This is a genomic window from Achromobacter spanius, assembly GCF_002812705.1.
Taxonomy (GTDB): domain Bacteria; phylum Pseudomonadota; class Gammaproteobacteria; order Burkholderiales; family Burkholderiaceae_B; genus Achromobacter; species Achromobacter spanius.
In genome coordinates this window covers 5,415,744-5,431,428 of sequence record NZ_CP025030.1, presented here as the reverse complement: position 1 = coordinate 5,431,428, position 15,685 = coordinate 5,415,744, and the positions used below count along the sequence as shown (strand labels likewise).

23 protein-coding genes and 1 tRNA gene are annotated in these 15,685 nt (G+C 59.3%); 18 read left to right on the top strand and 6 right to left on the bottom strand.

Annotated features, from left to right (window positions below):
* Positions 1-133: 133 nt before the first annotated feature.
* Both CVS48_RS29300 and CVS48_RS29295 read left to right on the top strand, forming a co-directional pair.
* Positions 134-586 carry a hypothetical protein gene (locus tag CVS48_RS29300; protein WP_126376285.1) on the top strand — a complete coding sequence of 151 codons (453 nt, stop codon included), beginning with the start codon at positions 134-136 and terminating at the stop codon, positions 584-586.
* Positions 587-957: 371 nt separating this feature from the next.
* Positions 958-1,221, top strand: a complete 264-nt coding sequence (locus CVS48_RS29295) for a hypothetical protein (protein WP_126376288.1) — start codon at positions 958-960, stop codon at positions 1,219-1,221.
* Between the two features lie 412 nt (positions 1,222-1,633).
* Here CVS48_RS29295 and CVS48_RS24595 read toward each other — a convergent pair.
* Positions 1,634-2,754, bottom strand: a protein-coding gene (locus CVS48_RS24595; RefSeq protein ID WP_100854261.1) for an IS3 family transposase whose coding sequence is annotated in 2 segments (ribosomal slippage) — positions 1,634-2,502 and positions 2,502-2,754 — 1,122 coding nt in all. Because the reading frame shifts where the segments join, the coding sequence is not laid out codon by codon here.
* A gap of 128 nt (positions 2,755-2,882) precedes the next feature.
* Positions 2,883-3,911 carry a S24 family peptidase gene (locus CVS48_RS24585; RefSeq protein WP_100856728.1) on the bottom strand — a complete coding sequence of 343 codons (1,029 nt, stop codon included), beginning with the start codon at positions 3,909-3,911 and terminating at the stop codon, positions 2,883-2,885.
* 71 nt (positions 3,912-3,982) lie between these two features.
* On the opposite strand from CVS48_RS24585, the gene CVS48_RS29800 reads away from it, so the two are divergent.
* Complete coding sequence (locus CVS48_RS29800) at positions 3,983-4,225, top strand: transcriptional regulator (RefSeq protein WP_100856727.1); 243 nt, start codon at positions 3,983-3,985, stop codon at positions 4,223-4,225.
* Between the two features lie 145 nt (positions 4,226-4,370).
* Here the strand turns inward: CVS48_RS29800 and CVS48_RS24575 are convergent, their stop codons facing one another.
* Positions 4,371-4,664, bottom strand: coding sequence for a hypothetical protein (locus CVS48_RS24575; RefSeq protein WP_100856726.1), 294 nt, complete (start codon positions 4,662-4,664; stop codon positions 4,371-4,373).
* Positions 4,665-4,920: 256 nt separating this feature from the next.
* On the opposite strand from CVS48_RS24575, the gene CVS48_RS24570 reads away from it, so the two are divergent.
* The 10 genes from CVS48_RS24570 (at position 4,921) to CVS48_RS24530 (ending at position 10,199) form a co-directional block, all read left to right on the top strand.
* Positions 4,921-5,364, top strand: a complete 444-nt coding sequence (locus CVS48_RS24570; protein ID WP_050449885.1) for a phage regulatory CII family protein — start codon at positions 4,921-4,923, stop codon at positions 5,362-5,364.
* A gap of 26 nt (positions 5,365-5,390) precedes the next feature.
* A complete protein-coding gene (locus CVS48_RS24565) occupies positions 5,391-5,666 on the top strand; it encodes a hypothetical protein (RefSeq protein WP_111886297.1) in 276 nt (91 codons plus the stop codon).
* Positions 5,659-5,964: a hypothetical protein gene (locus CVS48_RS24560; RefSeq protein ID WP_100856724.1), complete on the top strand. Its 306-nt coding sequence runs from the start codon at positions 5,659-5,661 to the stop codon at positions 5,962-5,964. The genes CVS48_RS24565 and CVS48_RS24560 overlap by 8 nt, the downstream gene beginning before the upstream one ends.
* Positions 5,964-6,452, top strand: coding sequence for a nuclease domain-containing protein (locus CVS48_RS24555; RefSeq protein ID WP_242001174.1), 489 nt, complete (start codon positions 5,964-5,966; stop codon positions 6,450-6,452). Before CVS48_RS24560 ends, CVS48_RS24555 begins: the two co-directional genes overlap by 1 nt.
* The gene (locus CVS48_RS24550; protein ID WP_100856722.1) at positions 6,449-7,273 is read left to right on the top strand and encodes a helix-turn-helix domain-containing protein; all 825 of its coding nucleotides are present in this window, start codon (positions 6,449-6,451) and stop codon (positions 7,271-7,273) included. The genes CVS48_RS24555 and CVS48_RS24550 overlap by 4 nt, the downstream gene beginning before the upstream one ends.
* Positions 7,270-8,634: a replicative DNA helicase gene (locus CVS48_RS24545; protein WP_100856721.1), complete on the top strand. Its 1,365-nt coding sequence runs from the start codon at positions 7,270-7,272 to the stop codon at positions 8,632-8,634. The genes CVS48_RS24550 and CVS48_RS24545 overlap by 4 nt, the downstream gene beginning before the upstream one ends.
* A gap of 6 nt (positions 8,635-8,640) precedes the next feature.
* Positions 8,641-8,835, top strand: coding sequence for a DUF7696 family protein (locus tag CVS48_RS29900; protein WP_419191427.1), 195 nt, complete (start codon positions 8,641-8,643; stop codon positions 8,833-8,835).
* Between the two features lie 8 nt (positions 8,836-8,843).
* Positions 8,844-9,257 (top strand): putative PDDEXK endonuclease, encoded by a 414-nt coding sequence (locus CVS48_RS24540; RefSeq protein WP_100856720.1) that lies wholly within the window; start codon positions 8,844-8,846, stop codon positions 9,255-9,257.
* Positions 9,257-9,898 carry a hypothetical protein gene (locus CVS48_RS24535; RefSeq protein WP_100856719.1) on the top strand — a complete coding sequence of 214 codons (642 nt, stop codon included), beginning with the start codon at positions 9,257-9,259 and terminating at the stop codon, positions 9,896-9,898. The genes CVS48_RS24540 and CVS48_RS24535 overlap by 1 nt, the downstream gene beginning before the upstream one ends.
* 227 nt (positions 9,899-10,125) lie before the next feature.
* Positions 10,126-10,199: transfer RNA gene (locus tag CVS48_RS24530), tRNA-Gly, on the top strand.
* On the opposite strand, the gene CVS48_RS24525 is transcribed toward CVS48_RS24530, so the two are convergent.
* The gene (locus CVS48_RS24525) at positions 10,168-10,443 is read right to left on the bottom strand and encodes a hypothetical protein (RefSeq protein ID WP_100856718.1); all 276 of its coding nucleotides are present in this window, start codon (positions 10,441-10,443) and stop codon (positions 10,168-10,170) included. The genes CVS48_RS24530 and CVS48_RS24525 overlap by 32 nt on opposite strands.
* A 223-nt stretch (positions 10,444-10,666) precedes the next feature.
* Between CVS48_RS24525 and CVS48_RS29895 the strand changes: the two genes are divergently transcribed.
* Positions 10,667-11,026 (top strand): H-NS histone family protein, encoded by a 360-nt coding sequence (locus tag CVS48_RS29895; protein ID WP_100856717.1) that lies wholly within the window; start codon positions 10,667-10,669, stop codon positions 11,024-11,026.
* A gap of 109 nt (positions 11,027-11,135) precedes the next feature.
* Here the strand turns inward: CVS48_RS29895 and CVS48_RS24515 are convergent, their stop codons facing one another.
* Positions 11,136-11,579 (bottom strand): hypothetical protein, encoded by a 444-nt coding sequence (locus CVS48_RS24515; protein ID WP_100856716.1) that lies wholly within the window; start codon positions 11,577-11,579, stop codon positions 11,136-11,138.
* 263 nt (positions 11,580-11,842) lie between these two features.
* Positions 11,843-12,205 carry a response regulator gene (locus tag CVS48_RS24510; protein WP_100856715.1) on the bottom strand — a complete coding sequence of 121 codons (363 nt, stop codon included), beginning with the start codon at positions 12,203-12,205 and terminating at the stop codon, positions 11,843-11,845.
* A 491-nt stretch (positions 12,206-12,696) separates the two neighbouring features.
* Between CVS48_RS24510 and CVS48_RS24500 the strand changes: the two genes are divergently transcribed.
* From CVS48_RS24500 to CVS48_RS24485, 4 genes are all read left to right on the top strand, one after another.
* Positions 12,697-13,482, top strand: coding sequence for a hypothetical protein (locus CVS48_RS24500; protein ID WP_100856714.1), 786 nt, complete (start codon positions 12,697-12,699; stop codon positions 13,480-13,482).
* On the top strand, positions 13,479-13,973 hold the full coding sequence (locus CVS48_RS24495; RefSeq protein WP_100857844.1) for a terminase small subunit: 495 nt from the start codon (positions 13,479-13,481) through the stop codon (positions 13,971-13,973). The genes CVS48_RS24500 and CVS48_RS24495 overlap by 4 nt, the downstream gene beginning before the upstream one ends.
* A 229-nt stretch (positions 13,974-14,202) precedes the next feature.
* Positions 14,203-15,393 carry a tyrosine-type recombinase/integrase gene (locus tag CVS48_RS24490; protein WP_100856713.1) on the top strand — a complete coding sequence of 397 codons (1,191 nt, stop codon included), beginning with the start codon at positions 14,203-14,205 and terminating at the stop codon, positions 15,391-15,393.
* Between the two features lie 81 nt (positions 15,394-15,474).
* Complete coding sequence (locus tag CVS48_RS24485) at positions 15,475-15,666, top strand: helix-turn-helix transcriptional regulator (protein ID WP_100856712.1); 192 nt, start codon at positions 15,475-15,477, stop codon at positions 15,664-15,666.
* Positions 15,667-15,685 lie beyond the last annotated feature (19 nt).

Below are 15,685 nucleotides of genomic sequence, written 5' to 3'. Positions count from 1 at the left end.
TGCGGCCCGTCTTCTGCTGCATGCCATGCGTTGGTGTACCCAGGCCTGCGGATTGGCATTCATGCCGAAAGCACTGGACATTGAATTGCAGTGTCACCATCGTGACCATCGCAAGATTTGAACAGGAGGCCATATGGAAATCCCATACAAAGCTGCCGTCGCTGTCCTTTTTGCTCTATCGAGTGTGCAAGCGTTTTCTGCGGATCTTGAAAAGAAAGCTCTTCTCTACGAAGGTACGCAGGGAGGTGTAAATGCTGGTGTTGTAACCACGAACCAGAACCATCTCAATGGAACAACGAAGGTGCTTGGCTACACAGTCGATGATGTCAGTGCAAAGCCTGCCAGCTCATTTGTCGAGGTCTTTGTGGGAAATACCGCGGGTGTCAATGAAGGCGTGGTCACCACCGATACCAATCATGTTGGAGGTTCCACACGGAGCATTGGCTATCTGTCAAAAGACGCCGTGAAGGGCGGAGCACGACTGTACGTTGGGGAAGTCGGAAACTGTAATGCGGGCGTAGTCACAGTGAGTACCAAGCATTTGAACTGCGCCACTCACTTTATTGGGTACGCTTTACCGCAATAGGAGAGTAATGAGTGCAGGTCACCCAGACCGAGGTGGAGGCGGCGAGAAGGTGCCTTTCCTCATGGGGTGTTGCGTGGAGCGGGCCGCGGTTATCGTCGCCACGCCCGGCTGGGCGTTGCCTAGGACTAGTTAGCGACAACGCTACTTGCTGATGGTGTCGCCGAAGTTGAGAGCGTCAAGCAGTTCGTCTATAAAGCGGCAGATCGCGTCCAGCATGGCTGGTTCCTTCGGTTGTAGTTGGGGGAAGGGGTGATGGCCCAGGATGCGATCCCGGATAAAAATATTCTGCTTGACAGTAACTGGCCAGGTGACACACGACCGATTGCTGGCGACTGAGCGCCTCCCTATGATTGAATTTTTAGGGGGTTCTTATGGGCAGCGAGCTGAAAAGCGTGAATGGAAGACTTGGACATATCAAGCGCCGGCTCCTAAGAGGAGAGCCTCTGACAAGAGGTCTGCTGGAATTGGCGTTGGATATTGTTGGCGATGGCAACACCGGAGATGCGCTCGTGGACGGCATCGCCAATAAACTGACTTCCGGGCAAAAGCTGAGCGATTACGAGCTTCATCTGATGGTGGATGTGATCCTGCTGCATGCGAAGCTGGGAAACGCTAATCGCCTCGTTAATGAATAGCTTCGGTAAGCGCTGATTCGCAGCGCTGGCCGAAACCCGCTTTTCAGCGGAATCGGATTTCATGCCGGGGTTATCGTCGCCACGCCCGGCTGGGCGTTACCTGGGCGCGGTGGCCCATGCACACAGGGTCCGGGGGCGCGCTGGCGCCTGGTTGTCCTGTTTCGCCCTTCCTCCCTCTCGGGGGCGGGCGGCCTAGGTTGTTAAAGAGCGGTTCTCGCCTTCCCCAGTCCGACTTTGTGGCGGTGACGTCTCCCGCTTGAGGCGATGGCCTGACTGCTGCCTGCGGGTCCGTGGGGTACTGCTTGCAGCGCATAGCTGCGGTAGAGCAGATATTAGTAAACACTAAACTTATCGTCAAGTAAAAACTAAACTCTGGGACGTGACTTTGGGCCGTGCTGACCTGCCCCCAGATTTAGTACGGCACCGACATAGAGTCCAGGGGTAAAAGACCTTCTTTCTGATGAGCCTGCACGAATTGCGCCGGGGTTAAATATCCGAGCGCACTGTGGGGCCGATCGGTGTTGTACTCGACCCGCCAGTTTTCGATCAAGTCTTTGGCCTGTCGCAGGGACAAGAACCAGTGCTCGTTAAGGCATTCGTCGCGGAACTTGCCGTTGAAACTTTCGATATAAGCGTTCTCCACCGGTTTACCCGGCCGGATAAACGACAGCTTTACGCCAGCTTGGTAGGCCCAGGCATCCAAGGCTCTTCCGGCGAATTCCGGACCGTTGTCCACAGTAATAGATCGCGGCAGGCCACGCATTTCAGCTAGCCGTTGCAGCACCGTGGCAACACGCACTCCCGGCAACGACGTATCGACCTCGATGGCCAGGCATTCGCGAGTGTAGTCATCGACGATATTCAAACAACGGAACCGGCGGCCATAGGCTAGGCCGTCGGCCACAAAGTCCATCGACCAACTTTGATTCGGCGCGGTTGCCGCTGGGCGAACCACGCGCTCGGTCGCCGCGATGCGCTTACGCTTGCGTTTGCGCACGCTCAACCCTGCCAGGCTGTACAGCCGCCAGACTCGCTTGTGATTTGCTTGCCAGCCTTCGCGACGTAAGAGCACATGGATTCTCCGATAGCCATAGCGTCGTTTGGCCACTGCCATCTCTTTCATGCGCTCGGTCAGAGCAGCATCGCCTATGCGCGTGCTCCCGTAGGCAAACAACGACCGCGAAATTCCTACCAGCCCGCAGGCCCGGGTAACACCCATGCTGCGCTCGGCCATCAATGTCCTGACCGCCTCGCGCTTGGCCTGCGGGCTGACTACTTTCGGCTTAGCAGATCCTGAAGCGCCGCCTTGTCCAGCATCGACTCGGCCAACAGCTTCTTGAGCCTGTTGTTCTCCTGCTCCAGCTCCTTGAGCCGCTGAGCGTCCGACACCGTCATGCCACCGAACTTCGCCTTCCAGTTGTAGTACGTTGCCTCGGAGATACCGTGCTTGCGGCACAGTTCTGCGGGCTTGGCACCCGCATCGGCCTCCTTGAGCACGCCGATGATTTGTTCTTCCGTGAATCGTTTCTTCATTGCCATTCCTTTGGGAACGGACTCTACATCGATTTCGTACTAATCACGGGGAGCAGGTCAGTGCGACTTAGTGCGCGGCGAAAAAAAGCCACCCGAAGGTGGCTGGTGCTATTGGTGAGGGGAGCTTCTTATGCGCGCGTCCATTGACCGGATTCACTGTCGCTCAGACGAGATCCCGCCCAAACAACCTGGCCAAGCACGCGAACGGACGCGCCGTTCTCAAGCGGAATATCAGGGTATGTGGGGTTAAACGAGCGAGCAACCCATCGTTTTGTCAGCCGGTCCCGCGTGATGGTCTTCACAATCATCTTGCCGTCGTAATTGATGGCGTAGACTCCGCCCGCAGCCACATCTTGCAATGCGAGGCTTTCATTAGGAACGACGAGCAAGGCAGCACCGTCTCGAATGATCGGTTCCATGCTATCGCCCTTCGCATACACGACGCGGGCTTTACCCGAGCCGGCGCCGACAGATCGCAGGAAGGACCGCCGGAATTGAACGGTGCCGGTTTCTTCCTCTGCCAAATTCTCAATGCCGTCTCCCGCAGCCAGACGCACGTCTGCCATTTCTGGCACCTTTTCGAACTTGTCATTCGCCGCGTGCGGCTCGCCTGGTCCGACATTGGCTATTACACCGGCGTTGACGCTAACCCGAATTTTGCGATCGCGTTCCGCTTGCTGAGTGGTTTTCCCGCCTTCCCCCGGCGCAGGCGGGAGGCTGCCGATTCGCATCGGGAATGCGTCGTCGGCAGCATCCATGTCCACCAGTTCGCCCCGGGCTGATTGTGCTGGCCCCACGGAGGGTGGCGGGGCCACCGTAATTCCGAGTTTCAGCTGAGCGATGGCGAGCGCTATCGCTCCCTCTAACGCGCACAGTTGGCCGGCCGGCAAAGCCCGCACGTCCGCCTCCGCGATAGACGCGAACGGCCAGGGAGAGGGCGCGGGGGGGCGCGGCGCGGCCCTGGGGTTGGCGTCCAGCGGCGCATCCAAAAAGCCTTCGCCCATTCGGTAATCGCGCTCAAGTCGACGCGCGGCGCGTTCCCCGATAGGAGACGTGCCGGATAGGACTTGCGAGAAGTAGCTTTTCTCCTTGCTGGGCGCACCGTTTTGCTGCACCCAGCCGCGAAGATTCGCCCGTCGAATGTCTTGGATGGTCATGGCGAAAGTTTATAGGACACTAAATTAGTAAACACTTGACCTTACGGTTTAGTTCTCACTAAACTTGGCGGATGGATCTTAAGACCTATATCAACACTAGCCCACGGGGCACGGCGGCGAATCTAGCTAAGGCAATTGGCGTCTCGCCTTCCTACCTATCGCAGATGGCGTCAGGGCAGTCGCCCATTTCGCCGGAACGTTGCGTAGCAATTGAACGCGGTACCGCTGGCGCAGTCAGCCGCCGCGATCTTTGGCCGGACGGCTGGGAACGGATCTGGCCCGAACTGGCTGGCGAAGAGGCGAGGGCTGCATGACATCAATGCACCGCATCCAAGTGCGTCCGGCTGTCGTTCAACAGGAGCCATCCCATGCATAGCCTATACGCCCGCGTCGTATTGAGGATGCTTGGCCCGGCCTTGCGTCTCCGTGAGGCACGCGCAGCCGAGGCTGTCTCTTCCCTTAAGCCTTTCCCTCGCCGAAACCGATTGGCGGGTCTTCTCCGCCGTGTTCGCTCATGGCTGCGATGTGGGCGGTCGGGATCCAAAGCTTCTGCTTCGTCACACCCTTTTCTCGAATTCGGCTTCCAAGACCCGGAATTCGAACGAGCTTTGCATGGAAGCCGGACAGATCAGCTTCTGAGCAAAACAACACGAAGTGGTTGTCTCCGGTCACTCCATCGTAGTTGTCCGCGAAGAGTGTTTCGGTCTCGGTGCCCGCGCCAATGATGACGGCAAATCTGGCTTTTTCGGTCATGGTCGGCCCCCTCCTGTGTGGGGCGAATGTCTTGTGTGAGAGCAGCCATTCTAAGGGGCTGACCACCCATTTTCAGGAGGTAGCGCATGGATAGCGCAACGACGCCGGCCCAACCGGCACCGCCGCCGACGGCACCGGCAAAGCCTTGCGACAAGGTCCAGATTGGACCGCTGGACGTGTAGGGCGCTTGTTGTTTTTCCATGCGGCGAATCGTAAAGCCGCTGCTTAGCAATAGATACGTTCAGGAATCGAAGAAATGAACATCACCACTGCGGCCGATCTGACGGTGCATGAATACAAGGGCGGCAGCGAGTCGCTGGGTCCGCTGGTTGGCATATCGGCCGCGGTGCTGCGCAACAAGGTCAACCCGAACAACACCACGCACCACCTGACGTTGGCAGAGGCCGACCGGGTTGTGCGGATGACGGGTGACGCCCGCATCTTGGCCGCGTTCGCGCACAGCAACGGCTATCTGCTGGTCAAGGCTCCGGAGAACTGCGCCGAAAGCGATGTCTCCGTGTTGGAGCAGGTAGCGGCGCTGATGGTCGCTCATGGCACGTTTGGTCAGGAGGTGTACGACGCCCTGGCCGATGGGGGCGTTGATCAGCAAGAAATGCTGCGTGTGAATGCTGCTGGCCGTGCGCTCATGGAAGCGGTTGCCGGCGTTGCGCGCAGGCTCAGCGGGATGGCCGACCAATGATGCAGCGTGGAACTTCTGGTGTACCCGTGCGGGCGCGCATCGCGTCCACGGAGCGTAAGGGGGCGGCGCTGTCGCGCGCGGCTGCAATGATGTGCAACGGCGCGAAGTTTCAGCGGTGGGTTGTTTCCCGCGTTGGCGCCGCCCCCGAGGGCGTTTCAGCCCAGCAGCACGCAGCACAGTTCGTCCGCGATGCGTGCGGTATCACAAGCCGCGCCGAGTTGGATCACAACGCCAAAGCGGCCACGCTCTTCCATGAGGCCGTGCGCAAGCCCTTTGTGGACTGGAGCGGCGTCTATGACTGACTGCCTGCACATGTTCCGTGGCTACCGCGTGCCGCCCGAGACGGTAGAAGCCGTCAAACAGGCCATCATCGACACTCCGCGCCGCGTCGATATCAAGGCGCTACAGGAAATCGTTCAGCCAGCTCTGGTGCCGGTGGACCCGTGGCCCAGCACGTCGCGCGCTGTTGCTGCGGCCCGCGCGGTTGAGTCGTTCCTGTTCGATGCGACCCAGGCCGGCCTGGTCAAGCGCCACACAAATGGCTGGAAGTTTCCGTACTGGTGGCGGGTCAAGGCTGCATCGGGGGCGGAATGTCGTTGATGCGCCGCACGCCCCTGAAGAACAAGACCCCCATGAAGCGCAGCACGCCGATGATGCGTGCTGCGCCCATTCGGACCACCCCCATGCCGCCGCCCCGTGTCGCCATGAAGGCGCGCAAGAAGGGCAAGAAGCCTCCCAAAACGATCTATCGCAACCAGGCGCTGCTTGATCTTGCTGAAGGCGAGGAATGTCTCCTGCGCGTTCCTGGGTATTGCCAGAACGACAAAGAGACAACGGTTGCCTGCCACTCGAACCGCTTGCGTGATGGCAAAGGCAAGGGAATCAAAGCGCATGACTGGTGCATCGCCTTTGGCTGCGGGCCGTGCCACTGGTTCATTGATCAATCACGGGCAGCGGCAGCGCTGAAGCTGAGCTATTTCATCCCTGGCTTGCGTCTTACGCGCCAGCGAATCATGGACTTGGGTAAATGGCCCGCTGAAGCCGAAGCCGGCTATCAGAATTTGTATGGAGGGGCATCGACCCTATGAGCACCATCGTAATGTCGGCCTGCTGGCCGCTACAGACCAAAACGCCAGCTCAGAAGGCTGTATTGATGAGCATGGCGGATAACGCGAACGATGAGGGCGTGTGCTGGCCCTCCGTCGCCTACATCGTGATGCGCACCTGCGCTGGTGAGCGGACCGTCCAGGACGCCATCAAGTGGCTGATCAAGTATGGCGCTATCAGCGTCTCCAGGCGGACAGGTCGGTCCACGGTGTACACGATCACCCCCGCGAAATTCGCACCCCCGCAGGATTCGCACCCCCGCGAAATTCGCACCCCCGCAGATTCCGCACCCCCGCAAGAATCGCACCCCCGCGAATCTCGCACCCCCGCAACTGCCGCACCCCCATCCCCGCAGGATTCGCACCTCAGAGGTGCGAATGCCGCACCCAGAACCGTCATAGAACCTAAAGAAGAACCGTCATTAAAAGAATCCCCCAGACCCCCAGAGGGGGCTTCGGGTCGTGGACGAAAAAAGGACGCGGTTTCGTTCAAGACGTTCGTCGATGCCTGCCAAGCCAACGGCGAGAAGGTCATCGGTGATTACCAGCCGGTGCTGGACTACTGCGAACAAGCAAAGCTGCCTGCGGAGTTCGTGAACCTGTGCTGGGCCGAGTTCAAGCGGCGGCACCTTCCGGGCGGAACGGCCGAGGGCAAGCGGTACACGGACTGGCGGCGGGCGTTCCTGAACTGCGCGCAGGGCAACTGGTACGGCATCTGGTTTGCCGACAAGGCCACCGGCGCGTTTGCCTTGACCACCAAGGGTGTCCAGGCTGAGAACGTCGTCAAGGGGGCGGAGCAATGAACGACGTGCTTGTTCCCCAGGCGACCGACTCCGAGCAGGGCGTCATAGGCGGCTTGTTGATCGACAACAACGCCATCGACAGGCTGGGCGACCTGCGGGTAGAGCATTTCTATCGGGCGGATCACCGCGTGATGTACGGCGAGATCCTGGCGATGATCGGGCAGGGCGTGGGGGCGGACGTCATCACCCTGGCAGACCGCATCCGGGCTAAGGGCGCTGACGCGGGCGGGCTGGAGTACCTGAGCGACATCGTTGCCAATACCCCGAGCGCTGCCAACATTGCCCAGTACGCGACGACGGTTCGGGACCGTGCGCAACAGCGGGGCTTGCTGGAGCTTGCACACGACACCATCGACGCCGTGCGCGCTTCAGGGGCCATTGGTGCAGCGGCGTTGATCGACCAAACCCAAGCTGGCCTGGAAAAGTTGGCGGAAGGCGCAACCCGCCAGTCTGAGCCGGTTCGGGCGGGCGATGACCTGATCAACTTTGTGGAATATCTGGAATTGCACGCCGACGACGAAACTGCCGGCGTCATGTCTACCGGCTATCCGGACTTGGACGCAAAGCTGGCTGGCGGCATTCGCGGCGGCGACCTGATTGTGATTGCCGGTCGGCCGAAGATGGGAAAAACGGCGCTCGCGCTCAACATCGGCCTGCATGTTGCCAATGGCGGGAATGTGCTGGTGCTGTCGATGGAAATGCCCAAGCGGCAATTGCACACTCGCAATGTGGCGATTCTCGGGGGCGTGCCGATCCCTCGCCTACTGCAACCCAAGCTGATGTTGCAGTCCGACTACGAGGGGCTGACGGCAGCGTGCAAGCACATCGAATCCCTGGGCCTGTGGCTGGAAGACCAGGGCAATTTGAGCCTGATGGACGTGCGCCTGAAGGCCCGGCAGATCAAGCGCAAACATGGTCTGAACCTTCTGGTGATCGACTACCTGCAACTGATGCGCGGCGAAGGGCCGAACCGCAACGCGGAAATCGAGGGGATCACGCGCGGCCTGAAAGCGCTGGCGATGGAATTGGACATTGGGATTGTCCTGCTGTCGCAACTGAATCGCGATCTTGAGAAACGCCCCAATAAGCGCCCGATGCCGTCTGACCTTCGGGATTCGGGGGCGATTGAGCAGGACTGTGACGCAATCCTGTTCGTGTATCGGGATGAGGTCTACAACGCCGACAGTCCGGATCGTGGTGTTGCGGAAATCATCATTGGCGCTGGCCGCCAGGTGGACCGTGGAACGGTCGGGCTGCAATACATCGGAGAGCGGACGAAGTTCCAGAGCCTGGCCCAGGGCCAAGCATTCGGGAATCGGCCTGCTGTCAAGGGCGTGCGCTACAGCCTGATGGATGAGTAGAGCCATATGACGAACAGCGCGAGCAAAACCAGCAGCGAGTCATGGCGCCTGCACTGTGAGGCCCGCCATGTCCTATCCCTTCCGTTCGACCGTCGGGTTCCCTATCTGAATCTGGTTGGCAGGAAGCGCGGTATCGAAGCCCAAAAGTACTTGGAACAAGAGGTAAGGCGACAGTTCGCCAAACGGAGGAAAGCGGCATGAGTGGAGCAATGGCACGCAATAAGGGCGCATCGTATGAGCGCAAGGTTGCCAACATGCTGACCGAGGCAACCGGCAGGGTGTGGCGGCGGCGGGTGCGCAACGCGGTGGGCGATAGCGACGTGGTTGCGGACGATCCGGCCTTCGCCCGTATCAGCATCGAATGCAAGCACGCCAACACGCTGTGCCTGCCCGCATGGTGGCGCCAAGCGCAACAGCAGGCCGGCGAACAGGGCGTACCGGTGCTGATCTACAGGCAAACGGGGGCGCGTGGCGAATCGGTCATAGTTGACGCCCACGACGTGAACCCGAAGATTTTTCCCGTGCGGGGGCGGCACACCGTCACGATGGGCTGGGATGTAGCAATGCAATGGATGCGGGAAATGCTGCCCGCGAAAGTGACTTTTTCTCCGGGGATTTACTGATGACCACCTTGACCCTTTCCCGCCTGGCTTCGACCCCGGTCGTAGAGGCGAAACCCAGCCGACTGTTTGCCACCGCTCATGCGGCGCTGACCTTCGCCTATAACCACACCGACCAGGTGTATGACAAACCCATGATGGCGCGCATGGCGCAGTCACCGTCAGAGGGCAAGGGCTTGGGTGGCACTGACGGAGCAGGGCAGGCCGCCTTTGTCTTCGGGGCGCTGGATCCGCTGCCCCGCCTGTACCGCGCCATCCTGGTTGCGCGCTTTGCGCCCCGAACGGATCGCTGCAAATGCTGCCAAGGCACCGTTGATCGGCATGATTGGCTCGCGGCGGTGCGCGAAATCTCAGACGCTGCTGCGTGTGATGCTTTGTCGGCGCATCCGACACCGCGTGTGCTGCGTGACGCGATTGTGGCGCGCTACTTTGGCAAGGATGTGAAGCTGTCAGATGCCGCCGAACGGGCGGGCGTCAGCGCCGCGACTGCAACCAACCACAACGGGAAGATCAAGCTTTGGCTGTATGGCACGCGGACCACGAAGCAGAAAGGTGGCGAACGCAGCGCGGGCCAGAAGGGCGTCGAAGCGCTGGCGATGGAGCATGCGGCAGATCTGCTGTCTGCAAAGGGCCTTTGTGATTGAGATCTTGCGAGGTTGAATTTTCTCTGCTAAAATTCTCCCTGTTTAGTCACTTTGAAAAAGTGCGTACATAGAAAGCCCGCCAGCGAAAGCAGCGGGCTTTTGCGTTTTTGCGCGGTGCCCGAGATGCCGAAAGGTCTGGACGAAGGGTGATGCCGCTATAGGCTCTTCAGTCGGGCGCGCACCCAATACTGGGGAGTTCCTGGGTTCGAATCCCAGCCGCGCAATCTGCGGGCTTGGCCGAGTGGTCAGGCTGCGGCCTTCCAAGCCGCTCACGCGGGTTCGATTCCCGCAGCCCGCTCCAGATTGCTGTCCCCGGGCGTTGTCAGGCGGCATGCAACCGCGAGTAGCGTTGTACCGTCCGCTAACTGGTAGTAGTTCTCGCCCATCCAGGATACGGCGCTTCCGTCCTGCAAGCAGCAATAGAAGAACGCCTGCTCGCCATCATCGCAGGGGAGCGATCGGCATCGACGCTCGATAACAAAGGTGGTGCCGTCTGGGCTTACCGCAATCAACACTGTAGGACGCTTTGTGTAGATCGTTTGCATGGCGCGACTCCAATGGACTGGCTTTCCGAGTTCAGCGCCTCGATTGGGACACTATCCATCCTGTCGGTCAATACAACTTTAGCCCACATCCATAGTCACAACGGGCGGCATCAAGGGTTTTCCTATCATTTTCTCGGTCGCGGGGCCGCAACAAGGGTAACCCCTGGCTCCCTACAGAATTCGGCTAGGAATAAAGTGCTTAAGCCGGTCGGAGGGAGCCGCCATGAAGCAAAGAGATTCACTGAAAGGACTGTCTGCCGAAATCGGTCAGTTGGAGCATCGTATATACGCTCTACGTGCGAAGAGCAAAGCGTTGGCTGTCCGCGAGATTGTTCATTTGATGCGTCAGTCCCGAATAATGCCGGATGAAATAACGGCCGCATATTTGCCACTTTCGCCAACATCTTCGGATGCTCCGGCGCCGCGTTTGGATGGGCGATCTCGAGTGGCGCCGAAGTACCGAGATCCTGAGACGGGTCAAACATGGACAGGGCGAGGCGTCATGCCACGTTGGCTGGCTGCGGCTGAGTTGGGCGGTCGCAATCGACGGCACTTTATCGTCGAACCGCCCACCCGGCATTAGGCCCCGGATGTATTCCCCAGTCGTTCTTAACAAGGAGCCCATCGGGGCAGGATAGATCGGGCTTTGCGTTTCTCGCTGCCGTCGCAGGCGCATACCTGACTGCGAGCGCTTATTGGTCAGCCTCGCGGCTGGCCGCTACCGCGCCTTTTAAAAGTGCGGTGATATTTGTGGTTTTGACATGGATGACGGGGCCGGGCGCCGTTGAGTACCGAATGTCTACCCACTTGCACTCAGCGGTACGACGGAAATGGTCTTCAATGGCTGGCAATTCGACGTCGATGCCCACGGTTACCAGCACCCACAAAGAGGTGCCGCCTCGCGCAGGCAGGTCTTCTAAGGCCAGGGCGAACAGTAACGCCGCCGTATCCGCTCCCAAGTCTTGATCCGCAACAAAAAACACTTGGATCAGCGGGTTTGAGGTCTTCTTCCAGCCCACGAAATTCTCTTCAAGGGAAATGCCTTTTGGGCACCTGGAACATATGCCGTTTACCGTCTCCAGATCTCCAACCAACTCCACCAGAAATTTTGTTGTGCGAGCGGCGGCGTGGCCCATGTGCTCTGACTCCAATTCGTAGCGATGAGGGATCCGCGACTTAAGCCCTGCGTCTGCCTTCTGGCCTCCTGATCGGCCTGATGACCGGAGTCTATCGGCCGAGTGTATATCGGCGCGAGTCAAAAGCCCTCGGTTGATTCGGCCAAGCCTATAGCGCAGCGAGGAATTGGTCTTCTCTACCCGCTTCTCATACAACGAAGCCCCGATACGGAGTTCCGTTCGGGGCTTTTGCATTGCAGCTATAGAAGATGACCGATGCGCCTTTAGATGGAATCTGGCTTCCCCGTAATACACGCTTGAATTTCCTCAAGGTGCGCAGGTTTTGCAAGCCAGGCGTCTACGCCTGGTGGCAAAGATCCTACGGCGGATCTAGTCACGGTACCGCTGAAGATGACAATGCGGGCACATCCGCGGCTTAAGACCTTTAGGTCAATAGCCAAGTCAAGCCCGCAACCGTCCCGAAGCTCGACATCTAGCAAAATCGTATCCGGTGCGAAGTCGGCAACCGCGCGCAGGGCGGCGTCTCCGTTGCTGGCGATCTGGACGGTAACGTCACCATCCACCATCAAGCATTCGGCAGTCAGTTCGGCGGTGTCTGAGTCGTCGTCAACGATAAGTACGCGCATATTCCACCTCCATTTAGATGACAGAAATGTCCAGGCGGCAGCCCAATTCTCGAAACGCCGCCTCCATCGCCTCGAGCTTTGAACTGTGCGCTAGATCCAGAAGGCGGTCAATCTGCGGGTTGTGTATTTCCGGGAGGGGCGCCGTACATTGGCGGTTCGACCGCTTAGGTCACCGGGCACAGGATGCGCGCCACGGCCTGTGGATGGAGCACTTGCCGTGGGTGCGATTGGTGCGGCGAATGCCAAGCCAATGGGGCAATAGAGGCATCGTAAGGACGGCGGAAGCGCGGCGAAAACCCCCGGGGGCCCCTGGAGAAATCCGTGCGGTAAGGGTAATTCGAACCCCACACGCTCGCTAGTTATGAGGTGCGCTAGGGGGGGTAATAATAATTTCGGCTCAAGACTCAATAAAAACAACGGGTTAGCCACTGCTGGCCCGTAATCGAACCCCTTCCTTCTCTGGGGAGGGGGGTTATATCTGAGGCGTCGCCATGTTGAAGTTCACGTCCACGCTCCGCGCTGGCGCGGACTACTACGCCGCGGCGAAGCGGCAATTGCCATTTGCGACTGCGGTGGCGCTCAACAAAACGGCTCAAGCGGTTCGCGAGGCACTGGTGGAGAAGAGTCGCCAGGTCTTTGATAGGCCCACGCCGTACACGCTCAACGCGCTGCGGGTCAGCCGCGCGACAAAAGAGAACCTGTCGGCCAGGATCGATTACCGCGACGCCACGGCGAAAGGAATCGGGGCCGACAGGTATCTCTCGCCGCAGGTGCTGGGAGGCGGGCGCCGTCACAAGCGCTCGGAGCGGGCCTTGCAACGATCTGGGCTGCCGGCCGGCAGCTTCCTCATGCCGGCGGCCGGCGCTGAACTCGACGCCTTCGGGAATATGTCGCGCGGTCAGATTGTCCGCCTGCTGTCGTACTTCGAGGCCTTCGGGGAGCAGGGCTATCGTGCGAACGCGAGTGCTAAATCCCGCGCACGCATTGCGCAGGTGTCGACCTCGAAAGAGGGCTATCGCAAGATCAACGGCGTGCAGTATTTCATTTCCCGCGGCAAGGGGGCCATGAGCGGCAATCGCCGCCAGCATTTGCCGGCTGGTGTTTGGCGAAAGACTGGCACGCACGGAGCGGATGTAAAGCCGGTCCTGTTGGCTATCGACCAGCCAACGTACACACCGCGCTTGCCGTTCTACGAGACGGCCTCCGAGGTCTATGGCGAGCGATTTGATGCCGAGTTTTCAACGGCATGGGACGCCGCCTTGGCGACAGCAAGATGATCGATCCGGACAAGAAGACAACGCAGGCGCGCTTCGCGCAATTGGTTGGTGTCACGCAGCCCGTGATCAGCGGCTTGCTGATGCGCGGGGTGATGACCGCGGGCGATACGCTCGGAAACTGGCTGCTGGCCTATTGCGGGAACCTGCGGGACACCGCAGCCGGGCGCAACCAAGGTCCTGGCGCGCCCGGTCTTGATCCGGCGGCAGAAAAGGCACGACTGAATGCGGCTCAGGCTGACAAGGTGGAAATGGAAAACGCTGTCACGCGCGGCGAGCTTGCCCCGGTCAGCGTGCTGGAGGATGTGTTGGTGCGCGCTGGCACGAAGGTCGCCGCCACTCTAGACGCCATCCCGGCAATCCTGAAACGCCGGTTGCCCAATCTGACGGATGCGGATCTGACGATCCTGCGACGAGAAATAGCCAAGGCGCGCAATGCCGTTGCGGCTCTGTCCTTGGAGGATATCGAAGCGGACGACGATCATGAGGACTAGGGATGCTCGTAGAAGACAACAGGTACCGTTTGTTCGGGCTGGTTCCGGTGCGTTCCGGCTAGACCGACGCGACCAGCTAACCAATTGATTTGACGAGCATAGTGCTGTTCAAGAACGTACATAGACGTTCCGCAGCATTCTGTAGAAGCAAGATATTCCAGGGGGTACAAATTGGGGTACATCCTTGGGGGCGTCGCGCTGCATCGTCTACGAATAGGAGTGAAGAGACGTGAAGCTCACAGATACGGCATTGCGCCACGCAAAGTGCGAAGGAAGGGGGCGGAAGCTTGCCGATGGACATGGGCTGTACTTGCTCGTTCGGCCCAGCGGCTCGCGCTATTGGCGCTGGAAATATAGGTATCAGGGCAAAGAAAAGCTGATGGCCTTCGGTGTTTATCCCATCGTCACCCTGGCGCAAGCGCGGGAGCGACATAGAGACGCCCGTTTGCTGCTTGCTTCTGGGATTGATCCGATGGAGAGGAGGAAGGGTACTCAGCAGGTGGCGTCCGAAGGCGTAGATTTCCAGACGCTGTCGAAGCAATGGTTCATTCATTGGAGTCCGTCCCGCTCCAAATCGCGGATCAAGTCCATCCGCCGCTACCTGGACGATGACATATTGCCCCGCATTGGGAAACGTCGCTTGGTGGATCTCACGCCTGCGGCGTTCCGTGACCTGGCAAAGAGAATCGAGGCGAGGGGAGCGGTTACCGTGGCTCGTGAGGTTTTACAGGTATGCAGTCAGATCCTGCGATACGCCGTCGCCCATGACATGATCGACCGAAACCCTGTTGGAGAGCTGCAAGCGGGAGATGTATTACGAGCGCACAAGCGAACGAACCACGCTCGCGTAGACGCAAGAGATTTGCCCGCACTACTTCGTGCCATGCATTTCTATCCGGGGGGCGATGTAGTTCGTCTCGCCCTTCGCCTTTTGAGCTTGACCTTTGTGCGTACCGGGGAGCTGCTCGACGCTGAATGGCACGAAATAGACTTGGCAGGTGGTAGATGGCACATTCCAGCTGAACGAATGAAAATGGATTCACCACACATAGTTCCGCTATCGAGACAGGCCGTTGAGGCCTTCGAAACGCTTCGGACTCTACATCCCGCAGGGCGTATTGTCTTTCCCGGACGTAATGCCGACGGCGCTCCGTTAGGTCGGGGAGCATTGCGTTCTGCGTTGAGTAGCATGGGGTATGGGGGGCGCATGACGGGACATGGCTTCCGTGGGGTCGCGTCAACCATCCTGCATGAGCAAGGTTGGCCTCACGAACACATCGAGTTGCAGCTCGCGCACCAGTCCCGTAACTCCGTGAGCGCCGCCTATAACCACGCGCTATATCTTCAACCTCGCGCCGAAATGATGCAGGCCTGGGCGGATTACCTCGATGCTCGAAGAGGCGAGGGTCCCGGGTCTTAAATCGATTCCATGCATACATGCCCCTTTCATGGGGGCTTGAGCCCGCTTAGGCGGGCTTTTTTTCGTCCCTAGGAGGGGGCTATGTCGAAAACGACCTTGCTACGGCTGCCAGAGGTTCGCAAGCGGACGCTCAGAAGCAGAACCACTATCTACACCGATCCTACGTTTCCTAAGCCAATCAAGATCGGAAAGAGGGCGGTTGCGTGGCTTGAAAGTGAGGTGGATGAATGGATCGCCAGGCGCATTGCGGCCAGTCGCTCAGAGCCTCGGTAGGAGAGGTTCTATGCTTGCG